We start from the raw sequence: 25417 nt of genomic DNA, 5'->3' as shown, positions 1-25417 counted from the left end.
GGGTTGACGCACATAGGGTTCAGCCCTAGTCAATTTATGTGCGGGATGGCGCGTAATGCAATCTTCTTTTCGACTACAGTATTCCGGCGCGCCCTAACCTGTCGGCGCGGCATCGTTCTTGCGAATCGACCCTCGACCCTGGGCTCCCGAAGCGCATGCTGCACTGCCACATCGTCGAGTTGCCTTGCCTCACGCGGCGGGAAGCCGATCGTCCCTCGCGCCCTGTGTACGTCAACACAAGATGGAGGTTCGAATGGAGACGCCGGCAAATCTCAACGATCTACAGAAGTCCACACTGGCCATCGTCCTTGCCGGCGGTCGCGGCACACGGCTCGGGGCGTTGACCAACAAGCGCGTCAAGCCTGCCGTTCATTTTGGCGGCAAGTACCGCATCATCGACTTCGCCCTGTCGAACTGCCTGAACTCCGGGATCCGACGCATCGCGGTCGTCACCCAGTACAAGGCTCACTCGCTGCTGCGGCACCTCCAGCGTGGCTGGGGCTTCCTGCGCGGCGAGTTCAACGAGTTCATCGATCTCTGGCCCGCGCAGCAGCGCGTCGACGACAGCTGGTATCGCGGCACCGCCGACGCGGTATTCCAGAACCTCGACATCATCCGCTCGATCGGCCCGCGCTTCATCATCGTGCTCGCGGGCGACCATATCTACAAGATGGACTACACGCGCATGCTGCTCGATCATATCGAGAGCGGCGCCGACTGCACGGTCGGCTGCATCGAAGTGCCGCGCGAGGAGGCGGTTGCGTTCGGCGTCATGCACGTCGACGCGAACCGGCGTGTAACAGGGTTCGTCGAGAAACCGGCCGACCCGCCCGCGATGCCGGGCAAGCCCGACATCGCGCTCGCGAGCATGGGGATCTACGCGTTCAGCGCCGACTACCTGTACCAGCTGCTCGAGGAAAACATCGAGAAGTCGGGGACGGAGCATGACTTCGGCAAGGACATCGTGCCGCAGGTCGTCCTGACCGGCAAGGCGATCGCCCATCCGTTCGGCATGTCGTGCGTGACCTCGGACACCGAAGCACCCGCCTACTGGCGCGATGTCGGTACGATCGATGCCTACTGGTCGGCCAACCTCGACCTTGCCTCGACGATCCCGGCGCTCGACCTCTATGACGGCCGCTGGCCGATCTGGACTCACCAGGAGCAATTGCCGCCGGCCAAGTTCGTGCGCGATCTCAACGGCCTGCAGGGCACCGGCACCAATCTGCTCGCCTGCGGCGGCTGCGTCGTGTCCGGTTCGCAGATTTCGCGCTCGGTGCTGTCCTCGGCGGTGCGCGTGCATTCTTTCTGTAACATCAATGAGGCAGTATTGCTCCCACAGGTTACCGTCGAAAGGAGCTGCCGCTTGCGTACAGTCGTGATCGACCGGGGGTGCACGATCCCCGAAGGCACGGTGATCGGTGAAGACCCGGATCTCGATGCCGAGCGTTTCTACCGGACTGCGAGCGGTGTCGTGCTTGTCACGCGCGACGCGCTGAACGCGATGGTCGAGGGCAGGCGTTTCCATCCTGCCGAGGGGAATCGCCAGTGACGGTGCGCGTCCTGCATGTCGCTGCCGAACTGTATCCCCTGCTGAAGACCGGCGGCCTCGCGGACGTCGTCGGCGCGCTGCCGCCCGCGCTCCAGCCGCTCGGCGCGGACGCGCGCGTCGTGATGCCAGGTTTCCCGGCGATCGTGGCCGGGCTCGACGACCTGCACCCGGTCGCGCATACGGGGCCGCGCTTCGGCATCGCCGACCCCGTGATCGAGTTCGGCACGATGCGCTCGAACGGCACGGGCGTCTATGTGGTGCGCGCCGATGCGTTCTACGACCGCCCCGGCAGCCCCTACCTCAACGCTGGCCATCAACCGTTTGCGGACAACGCACAGCGCTTCGCGATGCTCGGCTGGGCCGCCTCGCTGCTGGCGCAAGGTGCCGACCCCGCCTGGACGCCGCAGGTCGTGCATGCGCACGATTGGCATGCGGCGCTCACCCCCGCCTATCTGAAGGCGGCATCCGCCGCGCAACGCCGGCGCATGCCGCCGTCGATCATCACCGTGCACAACCTCGCCTATCAGGGCGTGTTTCCGGCCTCGCTGTTCGTCCAGCTCGGCTTGCCAGATTCGTTCTATGGCATCGAAGGCGCCGAGTTCTATGGCCAGGTCTCGTTCCTCAAGGCCGGTCTCGCGTTCTCGGACCGTATCACGACGGTCAGTCCCACCTATGCGCGTGAAATCCAGACCCCGCAGCAAGGGGCCGGTCTCGACGGACTGCTGCGCAAGCGGGCACACGATATCAGCGGGATTCTCAACGGCGTCGACTATACGGTCTGGCATCCCTCGGTCGACCACGCGATCGCGGCACCCTACCGGGCCGACGACATGGCCGGCAAGGCGAAGTGCAAGGCCGCCCTGCAGGCGCGCTTCGGGCTTCTCCCGCGCACCGACACGCCGCTGTTCGGCGTGGTCAGCCGGCTCACCGAGCAGAAGGGCATCGATGTGCTGCTCGCGGCGGTTCCCAAGATCGTCGCACGCGGCGGCCAGCTGGTCGTGCTCGGCACCGGTGAACCCAAGCTCGAGCAAGGTCTCAAGCGCGCCGCCGAGGCGCATCCGGAGGCGGTCGCGATCGAACTCGGCTTCGACGAAACGCTCGCCCACGCGATCATCGCCGGGAGCGACGTGGTCGCCGTGCCGTCACGCTTCGAACCATGCGGGCTCACCCAGCTCTATGGCCTCGCATACGGCACCTTGCCACTCGTTCATTGCGTTGGCGGTCTCGCGGACACCGTCGTCGATGCTTCGCTCGAAAACCTCGCCGAGGGGATCGCGACAGGCTTTGCCTTCCATCGCTTCGAACTCGCATCGCTCGCGGCCGCGATCCGGCGCGCGTTCGCCTTGTTCGACCGGCCCGATGAGTGGGTCGCGACCCAGCGTCATGCGATGAAGCAGAACTTCGGCTGGGAAGCATCAGCCTTGCGGTACTACCACTTGTACGAGCAGCTCGCCCATTCCTCATGGCGTGTGGCGTGACTCATGACGGGGCGTGCTTTCACCTATATGGATGACTGAGCAATAACCTCATCTTGACAATTACCGCTCGCCTGCCATTATTAGGCGTTCAAATACGTCGCCGCCCGACCCCGATGCTTTCGCTCATTGCAAGCCTGCCTCGCGTTCCGATCGGCGAGAAATGGTATTGCAGCCGTTCAGCTTGATGAGACAAAAGCCGCGCCGAACCAGACCGATGCCGACGACGACGCACTGTGTGACGTGAAATCACATTGGTCCATCTGGAGGAGCGTTCAACATGGCAGACAATCAAGACGACGAATTGGGCGAAGCGCAACGCACTCGCCGCGGGCTGCTGCAGGCGGCCGGCGTCTCGGGCGCACTGGCGATGCTGGGTGGCATAACCACGCCGGCACTGGCGGCCGAAGGCGGCCCTTTCCCCGCACACAAGCGCTGGAAGATCGTATTCGTCAACCACGTGACCACCAACCCCTTCTTCGTGCCCTGCCAGTATGGTATCCAGGACGCGTCGGAACTCCTCGGCTTCGAGTATCAGTGGACAGGTTCGGTCACCTCCGACGTCGGCGAAATGATCAATGCGTTCAACGCCGCGATCGCCGGCAAGGCCGATGCCATCGCAGTGCCAATCGTCGATCCGAAGGCATTCGACAAGCCGGTACGCAAGGCGCTCGACGCCGGCATCGCGGTGTTCTCGTACAACGCCGATGCGCCGGCAGGCGGCGCCAATGCGCGCCTCGCCTATATCGGCCAGGATCTGTATCTGTCCGGCTATCAGATGGGCGAGCGCATTGTCCAGGCGATCGACAGCGGCCTCGTCGCGCTTTTCATCGCGACGCCCGGGCAGCTCAACATCCAGCCGCGCCTCGACGGCGCGTCCGACGCGATCAAGAAGTCCGGCAAGAAGATCGACGTGCAGACCATCGCAACGGGCGCCACCGTCAACGAAGAGCTGTCGAAGATCAAGTCCTTCTATCTCGGACACCAGGATCTCAAGGGCATGTACGCGGTCGACGCGGGCAGCACGCAGGGCGTGGCCCAGGTCATGAAGGAATCGAATCTGCCAGCCAAGGGCGTGCATGGCGGCGGCTTCGACCTGCTGCCGCGCACGGTCCAGCTGATTCACGAAGGCTTTCTTGATTTCACGATCGACCAGCAGCCGTATGTGCAGGGTTTCTATACCGTGGTCGAAGCGTTCGTCTTCCTGTCCTCGGGGGGACTCGTCGGGCCCAGCAATATCAACACCGGCCTCAAGTTCGTCACGAAGTCGACCGTCGAACCCTACCTGAACACCGAGACGCGCTACGAAGGCAAGAGCACCAAGCCGCAGATCGTGCCGCGCTCCGGGCCCATCGGCTCCTGAGCCAGCACATGGCCAATCCGAAGGTACCTCGCGCGCGGCCGGGCTTCGCCGCGCGCGCACTCGGGCGATCGGGCGAACTGAGCATCCTGTTCGTGGCCGTGATCCTCATGATCTATTTCGAGATCGCGAATCACGACTTCCTGCTCACGAGGGCGAGTCTCGAGAATCTCTCGCAGTTCATCGCGCCGGTGGCGATCATCGCGTGCGGTGAAATCATGCTGATGATCGGTGGGGAAATCGATCTCTCCGCCGGCATGGTGTTCGCCTTCGCGCCGTTCGTGATGCACTTCGCGAGCGAGGCAGGCCTGCCCGTCATCCTCGCGATGCTCTGCGGGGTGGTGGCCGCCGGGCTGGTCGGACTGTTCAACGGGCTGATCACGGTGGTGCTGCGCATCCCCTCGTTCGTAACGACGCTGGGTACCCTGTTTCTGCTCAATGGGGTGACCCTGGTGATCTCGCGCGGTACGCCGGTCGCGCCGCCGGGCACCGAACGCTTTACGGCGTATTTCGGTGCCTGGGGCTATAGCGAGATCATCTGGGCGCTCGCGATCGTCGTAGTCATGCATATCGTGCTGCGCCACACGCGCTGGGGCCTGCACACGATCGCCGCGGGTGCGAATCCGATCGGCGCGAGCGAGGCAGGCATCCACGTCAACCGGATCAAGATCGGAAACTTCATCGTGGTCGGCATGCTCGCGGGCTACACCGGTATTCTCGAAGGCTTCCGGATCGGCTCGAACGATCCGCAGGCGGGCGGCAACCAGATCATGTTCCTCGCGGTCGCCGCGGGGGTGATCGGCGGCACCCCGCTCGCGGGCGGCTCGGGCACCATCATCGGCGGTCTGATCGGCGCCGCGGTCCTTGGCATTCTCGCCGACGGGTTCACGCTGATCGGCGTCAACGCGTTCACGTTCAACATCATTCTCGGCGTGGCCATCCTGGTGGCGATGATCTTCAATATCCATGTGGTTCGTCTGGCACGCCGGGGAGGCCCGTGATGCGGGAGCTATCCGAAGCGGGGCAGACATCCTCGCAAGAGCAGCAGGAAGCCCTGAGGGGCCAGGACCTCGTCAAACGCTTCGGCGCGGTCACCGCGCTCGAGGGCGTGTCGCTGACGCTGCGGCGCGGCGAGATTCTCGGCATCCTCGGCGACAACGGCGCGGGCAAGTCGACGCTGATGAAGATCCTGACCGGTTATCACCAGCAGAACAGCGGCACCCTCTATATCGACGGCCAACAGATATTGCTGCGTTCGGTCGACCATGCGCGCTCGCTCGGTATCGAGTGCGTGTATCAGGATCTCGCGCTCGCGAACTCGCTGAGCATCTATCACAACATGTTCCTGAACCGGGAGATCGTCTATCCCGGGCCGATCCGCCTGCTCAACAACCGCGCGATGCGGGCGCGGGCGGCCGAGCTGCTCGAGGAGATCGGCGTTCAAGTGCCCTCGGTCGACCTCCCGGTCGAGCAGTTATCCGGAGGACAGCGGCAGGCGATCGCCGTTGCGCGCGCGATCAACTCGAATGCTCGCATCCTGCTGCTCGACGAGCCGCTTGCCGCGATGGGCGCGCGTGAGGCCGGCCTGATCATCGACTTGATCCTGCGGCTCAAGGAGAAAGGGAATCTGTCGATCGCGATGATCATGCACAACTACGCGCAGACGCTCGACATCGCCGACCGTGTCATTCTGATGCAGCGCGGGCGCGTGACCTATCAGCAGGACACCGCCAATACTTCCGTGACCGAACTGATGGAAATCGTGCGGCGCGAGTACCGGGCGATGCGCAGCGCGTAGAATTGAGCGCTCCGGCGGCGGATTCGGTGAAGATTCGCTGACAGATTCAAGCGCCAGTCCCGCCGCCGGATTCACATTTGCGCCTCTACCGAACCATCGCCATGACTTATCTTCCCCAGCTCGCCGCCGTCGCGGGCGTCATGTTCCTGGCCTGCGTGAGCCCCGGCCCAGACCTCGTCGCCGTCACGTCCCATGGACTCGCAGGTCGGCGCTCCGGCCTCGGTGCCGCGGCGGGTATCTCGAGTTCGCATCTGGTCTGGGCAACGCTCGCCGTGTTCGGCCTCGGCATCGTGGTGTCCGAGATGGCCTGGCTCTATGGAGCGATCCGTCTGATCGGCGCGGCCTACCTGCTTTATCTGGGCGGCAAGATACTGCTGGGCCTGCGCAAGGACGGCGGTGCGTCTCCCGTCAGCCGCGCGCCGGCGCGCAGCCTTGCGCATTCCTATCGCAAGGGCCTGCTGGTCGGTCTGACCAATCCGAAGGCCGCCGCATTCTTCGGCAGCCTATTCGTGACCTTGCTGCCGGCCCATGCGCCGACCTGGGTCCATTGCACAACTGTCCTGATCGTCGGCGGCGTCTCCGCCTGCTGGTTCTGCGCGATTGCCGTGCTGTTCTCGACGGGGCGCGTCCAGCAGGGCTATGCGCGGCTGCGCAGGCCGATCGAGGCTCTGATGGGTGTGGCCCTGGTTTCACTCGGCGCCAAACTCGCTCTCGATCGCTAGCTGTCCTGCCGGTCCTTTAAGGCAATCCCTGAGTGTACATTCCCTCGATATTCTGTATGTTATGAGAACGCGCAAACGGTTGCGCTCGGAAGGACGAGGAGATAAGCATGGATTTTCCGAAAATCGCCGAGAGCGATCGGATCGCCCGCCTTGAACCGAGGCCGGGCAAAATAAGGGTCGTTATCGACTCAGACACCTTCAACGAGGTCGACGATCAGTTCGCCATTGCCTACGCCTTGCTGTCGGGGGACAGGATGACGGTCGAGGCGATCTACGCGGCGCCTTACTTCAACCGACGCTCGACCGGTCCCGCCAACGGCATGGAACTCAGCTACGAAGAGATCCTCCGCCTGCTCGAGCTGATGGGAAAACCGCACGAGGGCTTCGTGCATCGGGGTTCGAAGGACTACGTCGGCAAGTGCCTTGAGCCCCAACGCAACGACGCGGTGAACGATCTCATCGACCGCGCGATGGCCTCCTCGCCCGACGATCCCCTGTACGTCATCGCGCTTGCCGCGATCACCAATGTCGCGTCGGCGATCCTGATCGAGCCGCGCATCATCGAACGCATCGTGCTGGTCTGGCTCGGCGGCCATGCGCTGTCGTGGCCGCATACGCGCGAGTTCAATTTGAAGCAGGATGTGCCCGGCGCACGTGTGGTATTCGATTGCGGCGTACCGCTTGTCATGCTGCCCTGCAATGGCGTCGTCTCGGCGCTCAGCACGACGATTCCCGAACTCGACCGCTACGTTGAACCCGCGGGCAAACTCGGTTCCTTTCTGGCAGGCCGGGTACGCGGCTATCGCGATGAGCCCCAGCATATGGCCTGGTCCAAGCCGATCTGGGACATGGCGCCCGTCGCCTATCTGAACGATCACCGCTGGACGCCTTCGATCCTGACGCCGAGCCCCGTGCTCAACGCCGATGTGACGTGGAGCGTCGATGGCTCGAGACACCTCATCCGGTGCGCCCAGCAGGTCGATCGCGATGCGATCTTCCGGGATTTCTTCGTCAAGCTCGCGGCGTTCGCCGGGTGATCTGAACAACGTCATGCCCGCCGGGACCTGAAAAGCCCGGACACATGGCCGTGTCGGTCCACTTAATGGAGTAGTTAGTTACGCAAAACGATTGAAATCGTAGGCAAACGATAACTTGCGAATCTGAGGAGACAGCTGTGATCGGTTACCGCGTCGCGTTACGTCTGACGGCCGGCCTGTTCCTGATTGGGCTTTCCACGATCTCGTCCTCTGCCGCGCAGGCGGAGGACGTCACCATCAACTTCCTTCATGCCCAGAACGATCGGACCTACGGCCCCGTCATTCAGGCATTCGAAAAGGCCAATCCGGGCATCAAGGTCCGCGAACAACGTGTTCCTTTCGATCAGCTGAACGCACAGGTCCAGGCACGAATCGGCGCGGGAGACGATAGCATTGATCTCTACGGCGTCGATGAACCCCGCGTGCCCGCGCTCGCGATGCGCGGGCTACTCAAGGACTTGTCCTCCGAGCGTGCAACCGTCATCGCGAAGACAACGCCTGAAGCCGTGGCGGCCACGAGCGCCAACGGCAAACTCTATGCGTTGCCGCAGTGGACATCGACACAACTGTTGTTCTACAACAAGGACCTGCTCGCGAAGGCAGGCATCCAGCCGCCGTCGGCCGATCCGGCCAAACGCATGAGCTGGGATGAATTGCTCGCCAGTGCACAAAAGGCCCAGGCCGGCGGGGCGAAATACGGCATCGGCTTCGAACAGGTCGATCGCTACTATCAGCTTCAGCCCTTGTTCGAATCGAGCGGTGCCGGCTCAGGACTGACGGGTAACGGCCTGTTGACGCCTGAGGTAAATTCCGACAAGTGGGTCAAGACCATGACCTGGTACGGCGATCTCTACAAGAACGGCCTGTCGCCGCGCGGGGTATCGCCTGAACAGATGTCGTCTCTGTTTTTGAATGGCCAGATCGCCTATTTTGTTGCTGGTCCGTGGAATTTCTTCGACTTCGCCAAAGCCGGTGCCACTCTCAAGTGGAGCATCGCGCCGCATCCGTATTTCGCCGGTGGCAAGCCCGTCACACCGACGGACTCGTGGGCCGTCGGCATCAGCCCGCATAGCAAGCATCCGAATGAAGCACTCAAGTTCGCGATGTTTATGACGATCGACGACGAGGGCGCACTGCTGTCGACCGCCACCAATCCGCTGCCACCGGCCAACAAGGTTGCGTTCGAGCATCACGTGAACGAAACAATGAAACTCGGAGGGGATTCAACAGCACCGTACGCCACGCTACTGCCCTATGAACTCAAGAACACGGCGGTCAGCCGTCCGCGAACAATCGGCTATGTCGCATTCGAAGAGATCATGAACAAGGCGTTCAGCGACGTCAGAAACGGAGCCGATGCGAAATCCACGCTCGATCGCGCGGAGAATCAATTGAAGGCGATGTTCGGCCGGCTCAAATAGCATTGGACAGCCGGACAACTCTGGTCAGGAAGCGATCGATGAGACCCCTGCGATATGGATGGTGGGCCCGCTTGAGCAATCACGAAACGGCGGTCGGCCTGCTAATGCTGTCGCCTGTCTTCGTCGCGTTGATCGTGCTGAGACTCTGGCCCGCGCTCATCGCGATTGGTCATTCGCTCACTTCGGACAAGCCGGGGCAGGGGTTCAACTTCTCGGCGTACGCGTATCTGTTTCAGGACCCGACCTTCCTGAACTCGCTGTACCGGACAGCGCTGTTCTCAATCATCGTCAATCCCCTGCAGGTCGCGATCGCCCTGGCTCTCGCCTTGCTCATGCATCGCAAGATCGCGCTCGGCGGGCTGTGGCGCACACTCGTACTGCTGCCCGTCGTGATTCCGCAGAGCATTTCCTCGCTGATCTGGGGAGTCGCGTTCCGGCCCGACGGGCCGATCAACGCGACGCTCGTCGCGCTCGGCCTGCCCGCACAGGGTTTCCTGACATCCACGCATCAGGCGATGCCGGTCATTATCGTGGTGGTCAGCTGGGTCGGCGTCGGCTACTGGATGACCTTCCTGCTTGCAGGTCTCAAGGATATTCCGGTCTCCCTCTACGAGGCCGCGGGACTCGACGGCGCCAAGGGCTGGCAGCGCTTCTGGCACATCACCCTGCCGCTGCTGCGCAGGCCGCTCCTGTTCGTACTCGTTGCCGATACAGTTGCCAATTTTCTTGTCTTCGCACCGGTACAAATACTCACGGGCGGCGGCCCGCAGGAGACGACCAATCTTGTCATGCTCGAGATTTTTTCGCGCACCTTCGTCTATGGCGACGACAAGGGCGGCGCGGCGGCGACGGTGATTCTCGTCTCGGTCGTGATGGCCGTCGTGCTGGTCCAGTTTCGGATGATGCGGGGGAGAAGCGAATGAGGACGACCCGGAAACAGCAAGGCGAACTCGAGAGCACACACCCGGCCGAGCGGCTTGCGCTGGTCGGCGCCGTGATCGTCGCCGCCCTGTCGATGGCGCCGCTCTACTGGGCACTCGTCTCGTCGCTGCGGCCGGGCGCGGACATTCTCAAGTATTTGTCGCCGCTGAGCATCTGGACCTTCATCCCGAACCGGCTGACCCTCGAAAACCTCGTCAACGTCTGGTCGGGACCGTTCGGCCGTTCGATGATGAACAGTGTGATCGTCGCGCTCGTGACGATCGTGCTCGGGCTTGTCATGTGCTCCATGGCCGCGTTCGCGCTAGCAAAACTCCGTATTCCAGGCAAAGCAGCGATTTTTTCGATCGTAATCGTGAGCTTCCTGATTCCATTCGACGCGATCGCCGTGCCGCTGCTATCCCTGTTTCGGAGCTTCGGTTTGCAGAACACCTATCTCGGCATCATCCTGCCCGGCGTCGGCAACGGGTTTGCCGTGTTCATGCTCAGGCAGTTCTTTCTTGGCATCCCGCCCGAATTGTCAGATGCCGCACGGGTAGACGGGCTCGGCTGGTTCGGCGTGTTCCTGCGAATCTACTTGCCGCTTTCGGGTCCCGCGCTGATCTCCGCGGGATTGATCCTGTTTGTCTTTCAATGGCAAGCATTTCTCTGGCCGCTGCTGATCGCACCTGATCCGAACTACAAGGTCGCGGCGGTCGCCACCGCCGATTTTGCCGGCCAGTTCTCGACGGACTTCGGCGCCCTGTTCGCCGCGACGATCATCGTGTCCATCGTGCCCCTCGTGATTCTGCTGGCGTTCCAACGATACTTCACCGCATCGGTGGCTTCGAGCGGCACCAAGGAATAGGATGCAAGGGGCGAGCATCGGCAAGCGGTGCCGCACTTGATCCCGGTCGTTCAGTCAATGCCGGTCACCTCACGGCATCGTGGAAATTTTTTTGACTGGACTGTCGATTCGGCACGGGCTCGTTCGTCGTCGTGGATGGAGCCACCGGCCTTGCGCCGTACGCCCATCCATCCGTTCACTCTCACGAGGAGTCGTCAACATGTCACAGCCAGCAGTCAAGCCTATCCCCGATGGAATGCATTCGCTGACCCCACATCTGGTATGCGCCGGCGCCGCCGACGCGATCGCGTTCTATGTGAAGGCGTTCAACGCGGTCGAACTGTCACGTCTGCCGGGCCCGGACGGCAAACTCATGCATGCCATGGTCCGGATCGGCGATTCGATCCTCATGCTCAATGACGAGTATCCCGAACACGGCATGGTCGGGGCCAAGGCACTCAAGGGTTCGCCCGTCACCTTGCATATGTATGTCGAAAATACCGATGCGATGGTCGCACAGGCCACCGCTGCCGGCGCGACTGTCAAGATGGCGCCCGCGGATATGTTCTGGGGCGACCGCTACGCCCAACTCGAAGATCCTTTCGGCCACCGCTGGTCAGTCGCGACGCATATCCGCGACGTCAAGCCCGAGGAGTACGAGCAGGCGATGCGCGAGTCCGCCGGGACGCACTGAAGCCGAGACCGAACGCGCATAGTGGGGCGCACCCCTTCCCCATTGTTGCAGCGCAGGACGGGAGACTCGACGCGCTACCGGGGGCGTCGAGTCATACCAGCAGTGACACCACGATCGCCAACCACATCGCACCGACGCCGAACAGAAAGGCGCGCCGTGCCACTCGCAGCCACGATTCATCGTCGGCCTGCTCGGTCGGCTTGGTCGCGAACCACGGGACGAGCCCCAGGCAGACGAATCCGCCCAGCGCGAGCACCGCCACCACGACATCTCCGACATGCCAGGCGGTCGATTCGGTGATGCCCCAGTAGCCGAGAAAAACCATGCCGATCGAAAACACGGTCGACGCGGCCGAACTCAATGCGACCACCGACCCGGTCGGAGACTGCATGATTCACCTCCCGTGCAATGACAGCGGTTTCTTGCGGCGATCATACAAGCAGATCCGAGCCCTCAGCGAGGGAACGAAGAGCGCGCACGCATAAAAAGAGAGGGCACGAATCCACCCGTGTCATCGGGAAGGTAGGTTCGAGCGCGCGTTCATGGCATATTACGCAGACCATTGCGACACATTCCCATTTCATTGGGCTGACCCGCACGTGAACTCCACGCTAACCATGGCATCAGGCCGCTTTCTGTCGCGCCTCAAGAGCGAATGGTTTCTTGCTGCGAGCGCGCTGACGTGTGCGTTGTTCTGGCTATCGGGCGAGGCGATCTTCAGCACGCTATCGAATCGGTGGGTGCTGGTCGGCATGCTCGCCTGGCTGCTCGCGGCCGTGCTCTGTTCAGCCATCTCGGTCGTCCGGCATGCCGATGCGCTCGCCGAGTGGCTCGGCGAACCTTATGGCACGCTGATTCTCACGCTATCCGTGACCTCGATCGAGGTCATGAGCATTGCGGCCGTCATGCTGCACGGCGAAAACAACCCGACACTCGCGCGCGACACCTTGTTCGCGGTGACGATGATCATCCTCAACGGGATGATCGGGCTGTCGCTGCTGCTCGGCGGCTGGCGCTACCGGGAGCAGCAGTACAACCTGCAGGGCGCGAACGCGTATCTCGGCGTCATCATCCCGCTCGGCGTGATCGTGCTGGTGCTGCCCAATTTCACGATCACGACTCCGGGGCCGACCTTGTCGCCCGCGCAGGAGATTTTCTTCGCCGTGATGTCGGCCAGCCTCTATGGCGCGTTCCTGTTCCTGCAGACGCGACGCCATCGCAGCTACTTCACGCACAGCGGCACCATCGACCACAGCAGAAAACTCCAACGCCACCGCGCCTCGCCTGGACGAACCATGAGCCCCTACGCGCATGTCGCCCTGCTGCTCGCCTACATGGCACCGGTCGTCTACCTCGCCAACCGGCTCGCGCGGCCTGTCGACTATCTGATCGAAACGATGCATGCCCCCGTGCCGCTCGGCGGCCTCGCCATCGCGATTCTCGTTGCGACACCCGAGGCCATCAGTGCGGTCCGCGCGGCCTCGGCGAACAATCTGCAACGTTCGATCAATATCTTCCTGGGCTCCGTACTGTCGACGATCGGACTGACCGTGCCCGCCATCATCGTGATCAGTCACCTCACACAGCATCCGATCGAGCTCGGACTCCAGCGCACCGATCTGATGCTCTTCATCCTGACGCTCACCATGTGCGTGGTCAACTTCTCGAGCGGCCGGACCAATGTGTTACAGGGAGGGGTGCATCTGACGCTTTTCGCGTCCTATCTGTTCCTGATCTATCAGGGGTAAGGGTTCGAGGGTTGGAGAGCAGGCACGCCGCTGGCGTCCGGCCTTGGGCGTCAGGCAAGAATCGCGCGGCATCGCCTGCTCGTTTACCATGGTGACGCTGTCGACACGATCATCGCGGCGCGATCGTGTCGTCCGCCCCCCAGAACACACCACGGAACCCCTCGATGAATGACTTCCTGCCGGCGATCGAACTGCAAACCGGACCGCAACCCGACTATTCAGTCATCTGGCTCCACGGACTTGGCGCCGACGGCAACGACTTCGCGCCGATCATCCCTGAACTCGGCCTTGGCACTTCACCCGCGGTTCGCTTCGTGTTTCCGCATGCACCGCATATGCCGGTCACCTGGAACAACGGTCTTGTGATGCGCTCGTGGTACGACATCCATTCGCTCGACGAGGGCCGTCGCCATGCCGATGAAGCCGGCATTCGCGAGTCGCGCGAAGCGATACGCCGTCTGATCACACGTGAAAACGAACGCGGCGTACCGACCAGCCGGATCGTACTCGCAGGATTCTCGCAGGGGGGCGCGATGGCCTATGTCGCCGGTGTTACCCATCCCGAGCCGCTTGCCGGCATCGTCGCGCTGTCGACCTATATTCCGTCACCCGAACTGCTCGCCCTCGAGAAATCAAACGCGAATCGCCACACACCGGTGTTCGCCGCCCATGGCACGGAAGACCCGGTCGTGCCGCTACAACTCGGTGTCGCCGCGCGCGATACGCTGGTCGGACTCGACTATCCGGTCGAATGGCACACATACCGGATGCCGCACTCCGTGAGCCTCGAGGAAATCCAGGACATCGGAGCATGGTTTCGGGCGCGTTTCGCGCAGTGAGACCGGTCTGAAACCGAGACAGCCCGTAGCGCTCAGGGCACCTCGATCTGGCGGTTCCAGTTGTCGAGAACCGACTTTGTGAGGTGGCATCGTCGCGGCTCAGATGGCGTCCGCCCGGAGTCCGTACGAGCCCCGCCGGATGCGCGCAGGGCACTTACGGGTAATGAGAAGCAGCCCGTGGTAGCCTTACATGCTTGGCACACAGGATTGGGCTATGCTGGAAACCCGCCTGAGCCGGTACCGGTTCACTAGAAAAACTGCAGTAAGAATATGAAAACATCTTCGGCAACACAGCGCGTCATCGGCGAAACCGCCCCGAACGACTGTGTCGAGTTCGTCGCGAAAGCGACCGTCCCGACCCGCTATGGGTCATTCATGTCGTATGTGTACCGGGTCAAGGCCAGCGGCGCCGAACATATCGCCTTCGTCATGGGCGAGGTCGGGGACGAATCGCCGGTGCTGACCCGCCTGCACTCCGAATGCGTGACCGGCGATGTGTTCGGCTCGTACCGGTGCGATTGCGGCGAACAGCTCGACATGGCCCTGCGGTATATCGCCGCGGAAGGCCGCGGCGTGCTGCTGTACCTGCGGGGTCACGAGGGCCGTGGCATCGGCCTCGCCAACAAGATCCGCGCGTATTCGCTGCAGGAACAGGGTTTCGACACCGTCGATGCCAACCTGCAGCTCGGTCTGCCTGACGATTCGCGCGAGTACGATTCGGCCGCGGCCATCCTCCGCGCGCTCGGGGTGAGCTCCGTTCGTCTCATGAGCAATAATCCTTCGAAGTTCGAAACCCTGTTGCGCCATGGGATTCCGGTCTGCGAGCGGGTTGCGCTCGCCATTCCGGCACGCGAAGAGAACGAACGCTACATCAGGACCAAGCAGGTCCGCTTCGGCCACTACTTCGACGAAAACGAATAAGGCCGGCGCATAGGGTCCGCGACCACGGCCGGCGACAGGCTGGCGACGATGGCCGACGAAAACGGCGAATAAGGTTGACGAACCAGGCCCGCGCGAGACGCAGGCCTCGGTCTCAGTGCGCGCCGGCGGCCGCCGCGCCCCCCGCACCGCTCTTGCTGCGCTGTGTGATCCAGATGAGCGGGATGATCATGATGAAGATCACCGCCGACGCCCAGAACACATCGTTGAGCCCCAGCATGGCAGCCTGGTTGTCGACGTTCAGGCCGAACATCGCACGCGCGGTCGACGCCGGGACGCCGAACATCGACTGGAAGCCGCTGATGCTTTGCTCGTACGTCGGGTTATAGGGATTCGCGACTTCGGTGAGCTGCGCGTGATGGAGAATGGTCCGGTTGTTCCAGGCCGTGCCCGCAATCGAGGTCCCGATCGCACCGCAAAAGATCCGCACGAAGTTCGACAGGCCGGCCGCGGCCGGGATCTTCTCGGGCGGGAGCCCCGACAGGATGATCATGGTCAGCGGCGTGAAGAACAAGGCCATTGGAATGCCTTGCAGCAGGGTCGGCAGCACGAGCGTCCATGTATCGACATAGACCGTGTAGTGCGAGCGCAGCACGAAGCAGAAGGCGAAGAACACAAAGGCAACGGTTGCCATAATCCGTGCGTCGGAACGCGGCATGATTCGCCCGATGATCGGTGCAAGAATCACCGCAAAGATACCGAGGGGCGCCGTCACGAGGCCCGCATCGACCGAGCGATAGCCCAGGTACTCCTGCATCCATTGCGGCAACAGCACGAGATTGCCGAAGAACACCCCATAACCGATCGAGATCGCGATCGTTCCGCCCGTGAAGTTGCGGCCCTTGAACAGCGACAGGTCGATGACCGGGTGCGCATCGGTGATCTCCCAGATGAAAAACGCGGCAAAGCCGACAATCGCCACCAGGCCGAGCACGACGATCGTCGTCGAGTTGAACCAGTCGAGATCGCGGCCCTTGTCGAGCATGATCTGGAGCGCCGCGACCCAGATGACCAGCAGCGTGAGGCCCACTGTATCGATCGGCAGCTTGCGCGTCGCCGTCTCGCGGTGGCGGTAAATGCCCCAGACCGTGAACGCGGCGAACAGCCCGATTGGAATGTTGATATAGAAGATCCATGACCAGCTATAGCTGTCGGTGATCCAGCCACCGAGCGCCGGGCCCGCGATCGGACCGACCACCGCCGTCATCGCCCAGAGCGACAACGCCATCGATGACTTCTCGCGCGGGTACGAGCCGAGCAGCACTGCCTGCGAAAGCGGAATCAACGGGCCCGCGACGATGCCCTGGAGCACGCGCGCGAACAGCAGGATGCCGAGGCTAGGTGCCAGTCCGCAGAGCCAGGAGGCGAGCACGAACAGCAGGATCGCGCCGACAAACAGCTTGATCTGGCCGATGCGCTGGGTCAGCCAGCCGGTCAGCGGCACCGCGACCGCGTTGGACGCGGCAAACACCGTGATGACCCAGGTACCCTCATCGATCGAGACACCGAGATTGCCCGAGATGGTCGGAATCGCGACATTCGCGATCGACGAGTCGAGGACGACCATGAATGTCGCGAGCGCGACAGCGAAGGTCGCCAGGATCAGCTGCCCACCCGCGAGAGGGGGAGGCGGCGCGGCGGCAGGGGATGTCGGTGTACTCAACAGGGAGCCTCGAACGCTGGAGAAGGCCGCGCACGGCGCAGCCAGGCCGCCGGACGCCGGCAACCCTCGCAGGATCGTACAACGCGCGGGAGATTCCCGCTGCCTGCGGCGCTATTGTTTGGCTAATGTATAGCTATTGCTTTTTTGCCGGACATTTTCCGGCATTCGGGCGACGAAAGCTGGTAGACGTTCCCGCTACGCGGGATGCCGGACGAATATGGATCGCGTGTAAGCAAGTTGAAACCCCACGCGCTCGATCGTCCGCGCGCAAGCTTGTGCGGCATCGACCGTCACACAGGCAATTTCGTATCCTGCCTCCCTTGCGACGGCAAGGCGCGCGGCCAGCAGGCTCGTGAAAACGCCCCGCCCGCGACAAGCAGTCAGCGTGTGTGCATGACGAAACTGGGCGACGCGCCCATAGGGCGAGTCGATCAGACTGAGGGTCGCGATTCCCGCGACTTCGTTGCCGATCCATGCCGAAAACAGCACAGTGTCGGAACGCGCGCTTGCAATCTTGGCCAGCGATTCGACAGGGATGGGACAGCGCGCCTCGACGGGGTTCGCGCAGACCGCGACCGACTGGGCGACAAACTCGTTTGCCTGAAAAGCGTTCATGCCACTGAGCAACGGGCACGGGAGCGAGGCGTTATCGGGAATCGCGGTACGCACTTCGATGTCTGGCTCATTGCGCACGGACGGCTCGAGACTCGTAAGCGCACACACATAGACACTGGTAAAGCCCTGGATAGCGTAGTGCCGCTCCGATAATGCACCTAGTGCGCTCGGATGGGCATGCGGGCAGAGTTCAATCTCGACCGGCAGGCCGCGCTGCGCATAACGTGGCTCGAGTGCGCGCAAATCATCAGCACACGCGCATGCACCCATGGCGAAACCGGCCACATGATTGAACTGACGCCCAAGCGCCGGGCGGGTCAGCGCGGCAATGCCTCCGGCGACCGGAAGCGCGACGCTGGATCTATCTTCCGCAAGCCGTGCGTAACACTCGGTCTGACGGGTCAGGTGGGTAGCTTCCGCCATCTCGAGCTGGTAAGCGGTGTCCTCCGACGTCAACAACATCGCCTGCCACTCATATGACTGAACTTCGGATTGATTTTGGCTGGATGGGTGCTTCTCGTCACACTATCCTAGCCGGAAAATCCATATAGGCAAGCTGTCCTTACCGACGCTCTATTGCATTACATTACAAAAGCTTTGCTTTATGCGGCGATTCATGACGCGCAATGCCAAGCGCCTCGAAGAGGCGGGTAGCTTCACGGCACGCAAGAAGCCTGTATCAGGCGAGCTCACTCCGGGGCACAGCCTCGTGAACAGATGAGGACAGCGGTTGCGGCGGCGCGATGCTGCTGGCGCGAAACGCGTTGGGCTGCCACGTTGTTTCAGTGGGCCCGAGCTCATCGAGCAGCGAAAACGATCCCAGCGGTGCAAAGTCGGACATTGCGAACTCCTTTATTCAAGCCAATCCTGTCGACTGCATTCGAACCATCGCAACATCAAACAGGCAATCGGCGCGCCTTGCGGCAGGCACTGCACATGCATCACATTGCGATGGTGCAAAGCTAGCCCTTAAAACAAAAGAAATAAATGCTGCTTCGCAAAAAACACTGGTGCGCCCGCGAGAACAATGACAATCTGCTTACAAACTGAAGGATGATCGCAATACTAATTCCATGAAAATGAATGGATTAATGAGAATACCGGAGATCTCCGATTGATCTCAAAAGGCTCGTCATTCAGTACAGCTATTGGCCTCATAGCGAAATCAAAATTCTGGATAGCCGGATTTTTCTCGCATTGCAACATCGATGGATTTCTCACCGGCTGTATCCCCCCTGTCATGCAGGGTCGGGATGATACGGAGGGGTTGGTGTATGCTTTTTTCACCCGACCCGCCGAGGTGAGCGCATGACGAAGTCTTCCGGACCCGCGGTGCTCGACCTGATCGGCAACACGCCGCTGGTCGAGCTCACGCGCTTCGACACGGGTCCCTGCACGCTGCTCTTGAAACTCGAATCGCAAAATCCCGGCGGCTCGATCAAGGACCGGATCGGCGTCGCGATGATCGAGGCTGCCGAACGCGACGGCCGGCTGCGCCCCGGCGGCACGGTGGTCGAGGCGACCGCGGGCAATACCGGTCTCGGACTTGCCCTCGTCGCGCGTGCCAAGGGCTACCGGATCGTGCTGGTCGTGCCGGACAAGATGTCGACCGAAAAAGTGCTGCATCTGAAGGCGCTCGGTGCCGAGGTGCACATGACGCGCTCCGATGTCGGCAAGGGCCATCCCGAGTATTACCAGGACTACGCGGCGCGGCTCGCGGCCGGCATCGAAGGCGCGTTTTTTGCCGACCAGTTCAACAATCCCGACAACCCCCGCGCGCATGAAGAGGGCACGGCGCCCGAGATCTGGGAACAGACCGGTCACGATCTGGACGCGATCGTTGTCGGTGTCGGCTCGGCGGGAACGCTGACCGGCCTCACCCGCTATTTCCGCACCGTGCGGCCCGGACTCGAATTCGTGCTCGCGGACCCGGCCGGCTCGGTGCTGGCCGAGTACACGCGCACCGGCATCGTCGGTACAGCGGGATCGTGGGCCGTCGAGGGGATCGGCGAAGACTTCGTACCGGGCATCGCAGATCTCAGCGGCATATACGCCGCGTATTCCATTTCCGATGAAGAGAGCTTCGGCACCGCCCGCGAACTGCTCAGGCGCGAGGGCATCATGGGCGGCTCGTCGACCGGCACCCTGCTCGCGGCCGCACTGCGCTACTGCCGTGGACAGAGCGTGCCCAAACGGGTCGTCAGCTTCGTCTGCGATACCGGTACTCGCTATCTCTCGAAGGTCTACAACGACTACTGGATGATCGAGCACGGGCTGCTTGCTCGGCGCCAGTATGGCGACCTCCGCGACCTGATCTCGCGTCGTTTCGAGGAAGGCAGCGTGCTCAGCGTCGGCCCCGTCGATACCTTGCTGACCGTGTTCCAGCGCATGCGCCAGCTCGATGTCTCGCAGCTGCCCGTGCTCGACGGCAACCGCGTGATCGGGCTGATCGACGAGTCGGACCTGTTGCTGTTCGTGCAGGCCGATGCTGAAGGCTTTCACGCCCCCGTTGCCAAGGCGATGACCGATGCTCCGCAGACCCTCGCCCCCTCGGCGAGTCTCGCGGAACTCGGCGCACTGCTCAGCCGTGGACTTGTCGCGATCATCGCGGACGCATCGGGCTTTCACGGTCTGATCACCCGCATCGACCTGCTGAACCATTTGAGGAGAACGCTCGCATGACGCAAGATACGCATTCAGGCCTGGGGTTCGCGACCCGTGTGATCCACGCGGGCCAGTCGCCGGACCCTTCGACCGGCGCGATCATGCCGCCGATCTACGCGACCTCGACCTATGTGCAAAGCAGTCCCGGCGTGCACAAGGGCCTCGACTATGCGCGTTCGCACAACCCGACCCGCTGGGCACTCGAACGCTGTGTCGCCAATCTCGAGGGAGGCACGAAAGCCTTTGCCTTCGCATCAGGACTCGCGGCGATCTCAACCGTGCTGGAGTTGCTCGATAGCGGCTCGCATATCGTCGCGAGCAACGACCTGTACGGCGGCACCTTCCGCCTGTTCGAGCGTGTGCGCCGCCGCAGCGCCGGCCATGAATTCACTTTCGTCGACCTGGCCGATCCCGCCGCGATTGAAGCCGCGCTGACACCGCGCACGAAAATGATCTGGGTCGAGACACCGACCAATCCCCTGCTGCGTCTTGCCGACCTGCGGGCGATCGCCATGCTCGCGCGGTCGCGCGGCATCGTGACCGTCGCCGACAATACCTTTGCGAGCCCCTATGTCCAGCGACCGCTCGAGCTTGGCATCGATGTCGTCGTGCATTCGACGACCAAATACCTCAACGGACATTCCGATGTCATCGGCGGTATCGCGATCGTCGGCGCCGGCGCACACCTCGACGAACTGCGCGAACGCCTGGGTTTCCTGCAGAATTCGGTCGGTGCGATCTCGGGTCCGTTCGACAGCTTCCTGACCCTGCGCGGCATCAAGACGCTCGCCCTGCGCATGGAACGTCACTGCAGCAACGCGTTGACCCTCGCGACGTGGCTCGAGACGCAGCCCAAGATCAAACGCGTCCACTATCCAGGTCTCGCGTCGCACCCTCAGCACGCGCTGGCCCTGCGCCAGATGCACGGCTTCGGCGGCATGATCTCGATCGACCTCGCGACCGACCTCGACGGCGCAAGGCGCTTTCTCGAAGCCGTGCAGATCTTCTCGCTGGCCGAAAGCCTGGGCGGCGTCGAGAGCCTCATCGAACATCCGGCAATCATGACGCATGCGAGCATTCCCGAGGACAATCGCACAGCGCTCGGGATCGGCGACGGCCTCGTCAGGCTGTCCGTTGGCGTCGAGGACCTCGACGACCTGACCCTGGATCTCAAGCAGGCATTGGAGAAGATCTGATTTCGCTGCTACCCCTCGTGCGCCGCTGATCAATGCTACGACTTGGCAATATAAGCGGCACGATGCATATTGATCACGTTCGCTCCGAGCTCCTTGCTGCGACAAAACCGTCCGAGCTCCCTTCGCACCACGCGCTCGGCCTCGGAACTGCCGCGCGCCTCGAGCGCGCGGCATAGCAGCTGTAGAAACGGCCTCACGTCATCGGCGCCGAACTGCGCCTCGAATTCGCTGACGACGTTGCGCACGCGCGCACTCATGTCCTCCACATGCAGCGTGCTTTCGATATGCGCCGCCTGTCGCGCAACCTCCATGCTATAGGTCACCCTGCAGCGATTGCGCTCACTCCCACCGTACTGGTTGATTCGCGGCATGGCGTTAACCTCGCATTCAGAGTCGTCGATGTCCGACTCCAGATCTTTTTGTCCACCGGGCTGGCTGCGCCCGGACATCCATCCCGCGGCAACTAGGACGGACAACACTGCACGGGCTCCAACGGGTTAACCATTCGATCCTCGAAGGCCAGATACAAGGTCTCTTCGAGCACATTCCAATGCGTCGCGCATGCGATGCGCAGCAGGTAGGCGAACGGCAGCCACCGCTCCTTGCGCGCGAAGCCGCCCACGATGCACACACACGAGGTCAGCGCGAGCAGCACGGGGTCCGGCTCATGGGGGGCGATGTTCGCGCTAAGCAGCGACGTATGCACCCAGTCGCCGTGGTAGTCGATCACCTCGAGCTTCAATGCCGGATCCATATACTCAATACTCCGTGACAACACCGCCATCCAGTAAGCCATGGCCAGCGGGTGGATGCTCCAGGTCAAATACGCCGGCGCCTTGATCGACCCCGGTGAATCGACGCTGTAGTTCCAGCCCGCTTCCAGGATCCATTGCGGCACCACGTACCAGATGAGACCCGCGTGATACAGCTGGGTGCGGTGTCCGGAGCGGTTCCATGCATATCCGGCACCGAGCGAGAACACCAGGCTGCGATCGAGCAGCACCTTCCGGTTGATCGACAGGTCGACCCGCGCACTCGGCAGGATCGTGCCCTGCGTCGTGCCCGCGAACCTCGCGGCGCCGAACCAGTCCGCGTCGAGGTCCTTGATGTAGTCGATCGAGCCGAACGTCGTGCGCTCGCCGAAGCGGTGCAACTCCGCGATCTCGTCAAGAAAAGTGCTGTATGCGCGGCGGCGAAGACGGTCAGCGTCGGCCAGTCGGCATGCACGATGGATCGATACGGCGTGCGTTGCGGCGCGAACAGGCGCCCAATGCTGAACACGTAGTGACGTGGCGCATAGACGCAGATCAGCACGATGAAGTCGCGCATGTACGCGAGCATCGCGACAACCATCGCGTGGCCTGACCAGCGCATCGCGGACGAGACTTCGTCGACGATCGCGATCGGCACGCGTCGCTGCGCGGCATCGCGGCGCGGGTCCTTCCGCGGGGCGTCGTCGCCGTCGGGGAACGTCGGCTCGAGCAGGCTCGCCGAGCCAACGACGAACGTCATGTCCCGCGTGCCGGACGTCGCCGCGGAAAGGAGCTGCCCTGCGCCCCGCAAGTCAGCCGCGGCGCCGGTAACCGGTGATACCGTCCCTGCAAAACATCGGCACCAGATGACCCATGGCAACGATGCAAGCGCGCTCAGCAAGACCGTTCTCCTGACGACTTGAAATGTCGGAGGGATGGGATTCACGCTGGCTCCTCTTAAGTCCGCGTGCGACACGTGAACGCGCCGCAGCCACGGTGGCAATCCGCTCTTCTTTTGGGAACACGCCCGGTCCTCAAGCCGTGCCCGGAGATTGGAGGCAAAACGCAAGACTCGGACCAGAGCGGGAAAAGACGTCGAGGAGGGGGAAAGACACGAGCGAATGCCGTACGCGGCGACTCGTCGCGTGAACGCCGAGTCGGCTCGCGACATGATTGGCATCCCGAAACATCGTTTATCGTTTCAAGCTTGAAACGATAAAATCCGCGCGTTTCCGGCGCTCATTCATATACGGTGCACGCTCATTGGCCCATCGAGAGTATTTAGGGCAGCAGCAAGGAGATTTTAGTCGGCCGCGCACGCGGGGCGAACCGATAACGCACTATTACTTAGCCTGCAAGAAAAACCTTTCGATACGCTGACATCAATGCTTACATCATAACTTTCTTGCCACAATACGAAACATTCACGATACGTTTCGCATCTGCTACATCCTGCAGTCAGCTTTCATTTGGAAGGCTCAGCCTGGTGGTCGCGGATTCGCGGCACACGATTGCCGCCCCTATGGAGTTCATCGGTCCTGCGGCGGCGCCCGACGGCCGTCGCAGAGTTTCACAAGTGCAACCTTTTTTCAACCGCCAAATTTACCGAGCGGCAAATTCACTGAGTGAATACGCGACTCGACGAAGTACCGTCAAAAAAAACAATAATCCTTGGACCCATGACGCTCCGCCGACCGGGTCTTGATTACCTTATTAAAAGTTGTGTTTTAGGAGCGCAAACCTCTGTTCCGTCACTCGCGACGAGCCCTTTTCGAAGCTCGCCCAATCCACCTCGCGCGACCGCTCCGACTGTTCGCATCGCGGATTCCCCGCATCTCGCGTGGTCCGTATATTGCTCGGCGTGGCCAGTCCCTATATCGGACATCAACCGCCATGCGCCCAACGAGCCGCATGCCATCGGCGAGGACCCCATGAAGAAAATCCTGACAGTGTTCGGCACCCGGCCGGAAGCCATCAAGATGGCACCGTTGGTACGCGCGCTCAGTGCGCGAAGCGATGTCGACGCGAAAGTCTGTGTGACCGCCCAGCACCGCCAGATGCTCGATCAGGTGCTCGGCCTGTTCGAGATCGTGCCGGACTTCGATCTCAACGTGATGCGCAAGGATCAGAGCCTGAGCGATCTGACCTCGGGCATTCTCCAGGGAATCGACGCGGTCTACGGGGAGTGGAAGCCCGATACCGTGCTCGTGCATGGCGATACGACGACGACGCTGGCGACGAGCCTTGCGGCGTTCTATCGATATATTCCGCTGGGCCACGTCGAGGCGGGCCTGCGCACCGGCAACATCCGCTCGCCATGGCCGGAGGAACTCAACCGCCGCGTGACCGATGCCGTCGCTTCATGGCATTTCGCTCCGACCGAGCAGGCCAAGAACAATCTGTTCAGCGAAGGCGTGCCGCCCGCCGGTGTCGTGATGACCGGCAACACGGTCATCGACGCGCTGCTACAGGTCAAGCGCAAGCTCGACCACGATCCCGTGCTCGTGGCGCGGATCGCATCGCGCTATCCGTTTCTCGATCCCGCGCGCCGCTTGATCCTCGTGACCGGGCATCGGCGCGAGAGTTTCGGCGAACCGTTCAGGCACGTCTGCCAGGCCCTGCGCGAACTCGCGATGCGATACGACGATATCCAGCTGGTCTACCCGGTTCACCTGAATCCCAATGTGCAAGCGCCGGTCAAGGCGATCCTGGGCGGGGTGGATAACGTGCACCTGATCGCGCCGCAGGATTATCTGCCGTTCGTCTTCCTGATGTCGCGCGCCTACCTGATCATTACGGACTCGGGGGGCATCCAGGAGGAAGCGCCGGCGCTCGGCAAACCGGTTCTCGTGACGCGTGAAACGACCGAACGTCCCGAAGCCGTGCAAGCCGGCACGGCCCGCCTCGTCGGCACGCATGCCGAACGCATCGTGGCCGAGGTCGCCGCGTTGCTCGACAGCCGCTCCCAATACGATGCGATGGCGCACGCGAGCAATCCCTACGGTGACGGCCGCGCGAGTGAACGGATCGTCGAGGCCCTGCTTGGCCGTCCCGCGACATCACCGATGGCCCAGGACGAAACGTGGATGCAAGTCACTTTCCGTAGCGCGGTGGCTGCGGGGCTCAACGCCTTGCGTTCGACTTGAAGTGAAGCACGCGCGGTCGCGAGGGTATCGA

The 25417-nt window shown here is 62.4% G+C and carries 23 protein-coding genes and 1 pseudogene; 18 read left to right on the top strand and 6 right to left on the bottom strand.

Annotated features, from left to right (window positions below):
• Nucleotides 1-253: 253 nt before the first annotated feature.
• From glgC to HV670_RS14620, 11 genes are all read left to right on the top strand, one after another.
• The gene (gene glgC / locus HV670_RS14670) at nt 254-1552 is read left to right on the top strand and encodes a glucose-1-phosphate adenylyltransferase (protein WP_175105516.1); all 1299 of its coding nucleotides are present in this window, start codon (nt 254-256) and stop codon (nt 1550-1552) included.
• Complete coding sequence (gene glgA, locus HV670_RS14665; RefSeq protein ID WP_175105515.1) at nt 1549-3030, top strand: glycogen synthase GlgA; 1482 nt, start codon at nt 1549-1551, stop codon at nt 3028-3030. The genes glgC and glgA overlap by 4 nt, the downstream gene beginning before the upstream one ends.
• 277 nt (nt 3031-3307) lie before the next feature.
• On the top strand, nt 3308-4390 hold the full coding sequence (locus tag HV670_RS14660) for a sugar ABC transporter substrate-binding protein (RefSeq protein WP_175105514.1): 1083 nt from the start codon (nt 3308-3310) through the stop codon (nt 4388-4390).
• A gap of 8 nt (nt 4391-4398) precedes the next feature.
• A complete protein-coding gene (locus HV670_RS14655; RefSeq protein ID WP_175105513.1) occupies nt 4399-5388 on the top strand; it encodes an ABC transporter permease in 990 nt (329 codons plus the stop codon).
• Entirely contained in the window at nt 5388-6185 is a 798-nt protein-coding gene (locus HV670_RS14650; protein WP_175105512.1) for an ATP-binding cassette domain-containing protein, read from the top strand. The genes HV670_RS14655 and HV670_RS14650 overlap by 1 nt, the downstream gene beginning before the upstream one ends.
• Before the next feature lie 101 nt (nt 6186-6286).
• The gene (locus HV670_RS14645; RefSeq protein ID WP_175105511.1) at nt 6287-6907 is read left to right on the top strand and encodes a LysE family translocator; all 621 of its coding nucleotides are present in this window, start codon (nt 6287-6289) and stop codon (nt 6905-6907) included.
• A 107-nt stretch (nt 6908-7014) separates the two neighbouring features.
• Nucleotides 7015-7944, top strand: coding sequence for a nucleoside hydrolase (locus HV670_RS14640; RefSeq protein ID WP_175105510.1), 930 nt, complete (start codon nt 7015-7017; stop codon nt 7942-7944).
• Between the two features lie 137 nt (nt 7945-8081).
• On the top strand, nt 8082-9365 hold the full coding sequence (locus tag HV670_RS14635) for an ABC transporter substrate-binding protein (protein WP_175105509.1): 1284 nt from the start codon (nt 8082-8084) through the stop codon (nt 9363-9365).
• Nucleotides 9366-9403: 38 nt separating this feature from the next.
• Entirely contained in the window at nt 9404-10288 is an 885-nt protein-coding gene (locus HV670_RS14630; RefSeq protein ID WP_175105508.1) for a carbohydrate ABC transporter permease, read from the top strand.
• Complete coding sequence (locus HV670_RS14625; protein WP_175105507.1) at nt 10285-11151, top strand: carbohydrate ABC transporter permease; 867 nt, start codon at nt 10285-10287, stop codon at nt 11149-11151. The genes HV670_RS14630 and HV670_RS14625 overlap by 4 nt, the downstream gene beginning before the upstream one ends.
• A 199-nt stretch (nt 11152-11350) precedes the next feature.
• On the top strand, nt 11351-11824 hold the full coding sequence (locus tag HV670_RS14620) for a VOC family protein (protein WP_175105506.1): 474 nt from the start codon (nt 11351-11353) through the stop codon (nt 11822-11824).
• A gap of 91 nt (nt 11825-11915) precedes the next feature.
• Here HV670_RS14620 and HV670_RS14615 read toward each other — a convergent pair whose 3' ends face one another.
• Nucleotides 11916-12215 (bottom strand): hypothetical protein, encoded by a 300-nt coding sequence (locus HV670_RS14615; RefSeq protein WP_175105505.1) that lies wholly within the window; start codon nt 12213-12215, stop codon nt 11916-11918.
• A 151-nt stretch (nt 12216-12366) separates the two neighbouring features.
• Here HV670_RS14615 and HV670_RS14610 point away from each other — a divergent pair, with 151 nt between their 5' ends.
• The 3 genes from HV670_RS14610 (at nt 12367) to ribA (ending at nt 15332) form a co-directional block, all read left to right on the top strand.
• Nucleotides 12367-13572 carry a calcium:cation antiporter gene (locus tag HV670_RS14610; RefSeq protein WP_217478423.1) on the top strand — a complete coding sequence of 402 codons (1206 nt, stop codon included), beginning with the start codon at nt 12367-12369 and terminating at the stop codon, nt 13570-13572.
• A gap of 164 nt (nt 13573-13736) precedes the next feature.
• Nucleotides 13737-14411: an alpha/beta hydrolase gene (locus HV670_RS14605; protein WP_175105504.1), complete on the top strand. Its 675-nt coding sequence runs from the start codon at nt 13737-13739 to the stop codon at nt 14409-14411.
• 270 nt (nt 14412-14681) lie between these two features.
• Entirely contained in the window at nt 14682-15332 is a 651-nt protein-coding gene (ribA, locus tag HV670_RS14600; RefSeq protein ID WP_175105503.1) for a GTP cyclohydrolase II, read from the top strand.
• Between the two features lie 112 nt (nt 15333-15444).
• Here ribA and HV670_RS14595 read toward each other — a convergent pair whose 3' ends face one another.
• From HV670_RS14595 to HV670_RS14585, 3 genes are all read right to left on the bottom strand, one after another.
• On the bottom strand, nt 15445-17013 hold the full coding sequence (locus HV670_RS14595) for a DHA2 family efflux MFS transporter permease subunit (protein WP_175105502.1): 1569 nt from the start codon (nt 17011-17013) through the stop codon (nt 15445-15447).
• A 195-nt stretch (nt 17014-17208) separates the two neighbouring features.
• Nucleotides 17209-18090: a GNAT family N-acetyltransferase gene (locus HV670_RS14590; RefSeq protein WP_175105501.1), complete on the bottom strand. Its 882-nt coding sequence runs from the start codon at nt 18088-18090 to the stop codon at nt 17209-17211.
• 217 nt (nt 18091-18307) lie between these two features.
• Nucleotides 18308-18469, bottom strand: a complete 162-nt coding sequence (locus tag HV670_RS14585; RefSeq protein ID WP_175105500.1) for a hypothetical protein — start codon at nt 18467-18469, stop codon at nt 18308-18310.
• A 467-nt stretch (nt 18470-18936) separates the two neighbouring features.
• On the opposite strand from HV670_RS14585, the gene HV670_RS14580 reads away from it, so the two are divergent.
• Together HV670_RS14580 and HV670_RS14575 are read left to right on the top strand one after the other, a co-directional pair.
• The gene (locus HV670_RS14580; RefSeq protein WP_175105499.1) at nt 18937-20310 is read left to right on the top strand and encodes a pyridoxal-phosphate dependent enzyme; all 1374 of its coding nucleotides are present in this window, start codon (nt 18937-18939) and stop codon (nt 20308-20310) included.
• Nucleotides 20307-21488 (top strand): cystathionine gamma-synthase, encoded by a 1182-nt coding sequence (locus tag HV670_RS14575; RefSeq protein WP_175105498.1) that lies wholly within the window; start codon nt 20307-20309, stop codon nt 21486-21488. Before HV670_RS14580 ends, HV670_RS14575 begins: the two co-directional genes overlap by 4 nt.
• A gap of 35 nt (nt 21489-21523) precedes the next feature.
• Here the strand turns inward: HV670_RS14575 and HV670_RS14570 are convergent, their stop codons facing one another.
• Nucleotides 21524-21859, bottom strand: a complete 336-nt coding sequence (locus HV670_RS14570) for a hypothetical protein (RefSeq protein WP_175105497.1) — start codon at nt 21857-21859, stop codon at nt 21524-21526.
• A 452-nt stretch (nt 21860-22311) separates the two neighbouring features.
• Nucleotides 22312-22722: pseudogene (locus HV670_RS31010) on the bottom strand (YaiO family outer membrane beta-barrel protein); the annotation flags it as partial.
• A gap of 93 nt (nt 22723-22815) precedes the next feature.
• On the opposite strand from HV670_RS31010, the gene HV670_RS14560 reads away from it, so the two are divergent.
• Both HV670_RS14560 and wecB read left to right on the top strand, forming a co-directional pair.
• Nucleotides 22816-23163: a hypothetical protein gene (locus HV670_RS14560; protein ID WP_175105496.1), complete on the top strand. Its 348-nt coding sequence runs from the start codon at nt 22816-22818 to the stop codon at nt 23161-23163.
• 1008 nt (nt 23164-24171) lie between these two features.
• Nucleotides 24172-25386 (top strand): non-hydrolyzing UDP-N-acetylglucosamine 2-epimerase, encoded by a 1215-nt coding sequence (wecB, locus tag HV670_RS14555; RefSeq protein WP_175105495.1) that lies wholly within the window; start codon nt 24172-24174, stop codon nt 25384-25386.
• The last annotated feature ends 31 nt before the right edge of the window (nt 25387-25417 follow it).

It is taken from the genome of Pararobbsia alpina (assembly GCF_902859895.1).
Lineage (GTDB): Bacteria > Pseudomonadota > Gammaproteobacteria > Burkholderiales > Burkholderiaceae > Pararobbsia > Pararobbsia alpina.
This window is presented reverse-complemented; position numbering and strand designations above follow the sequence as displayed.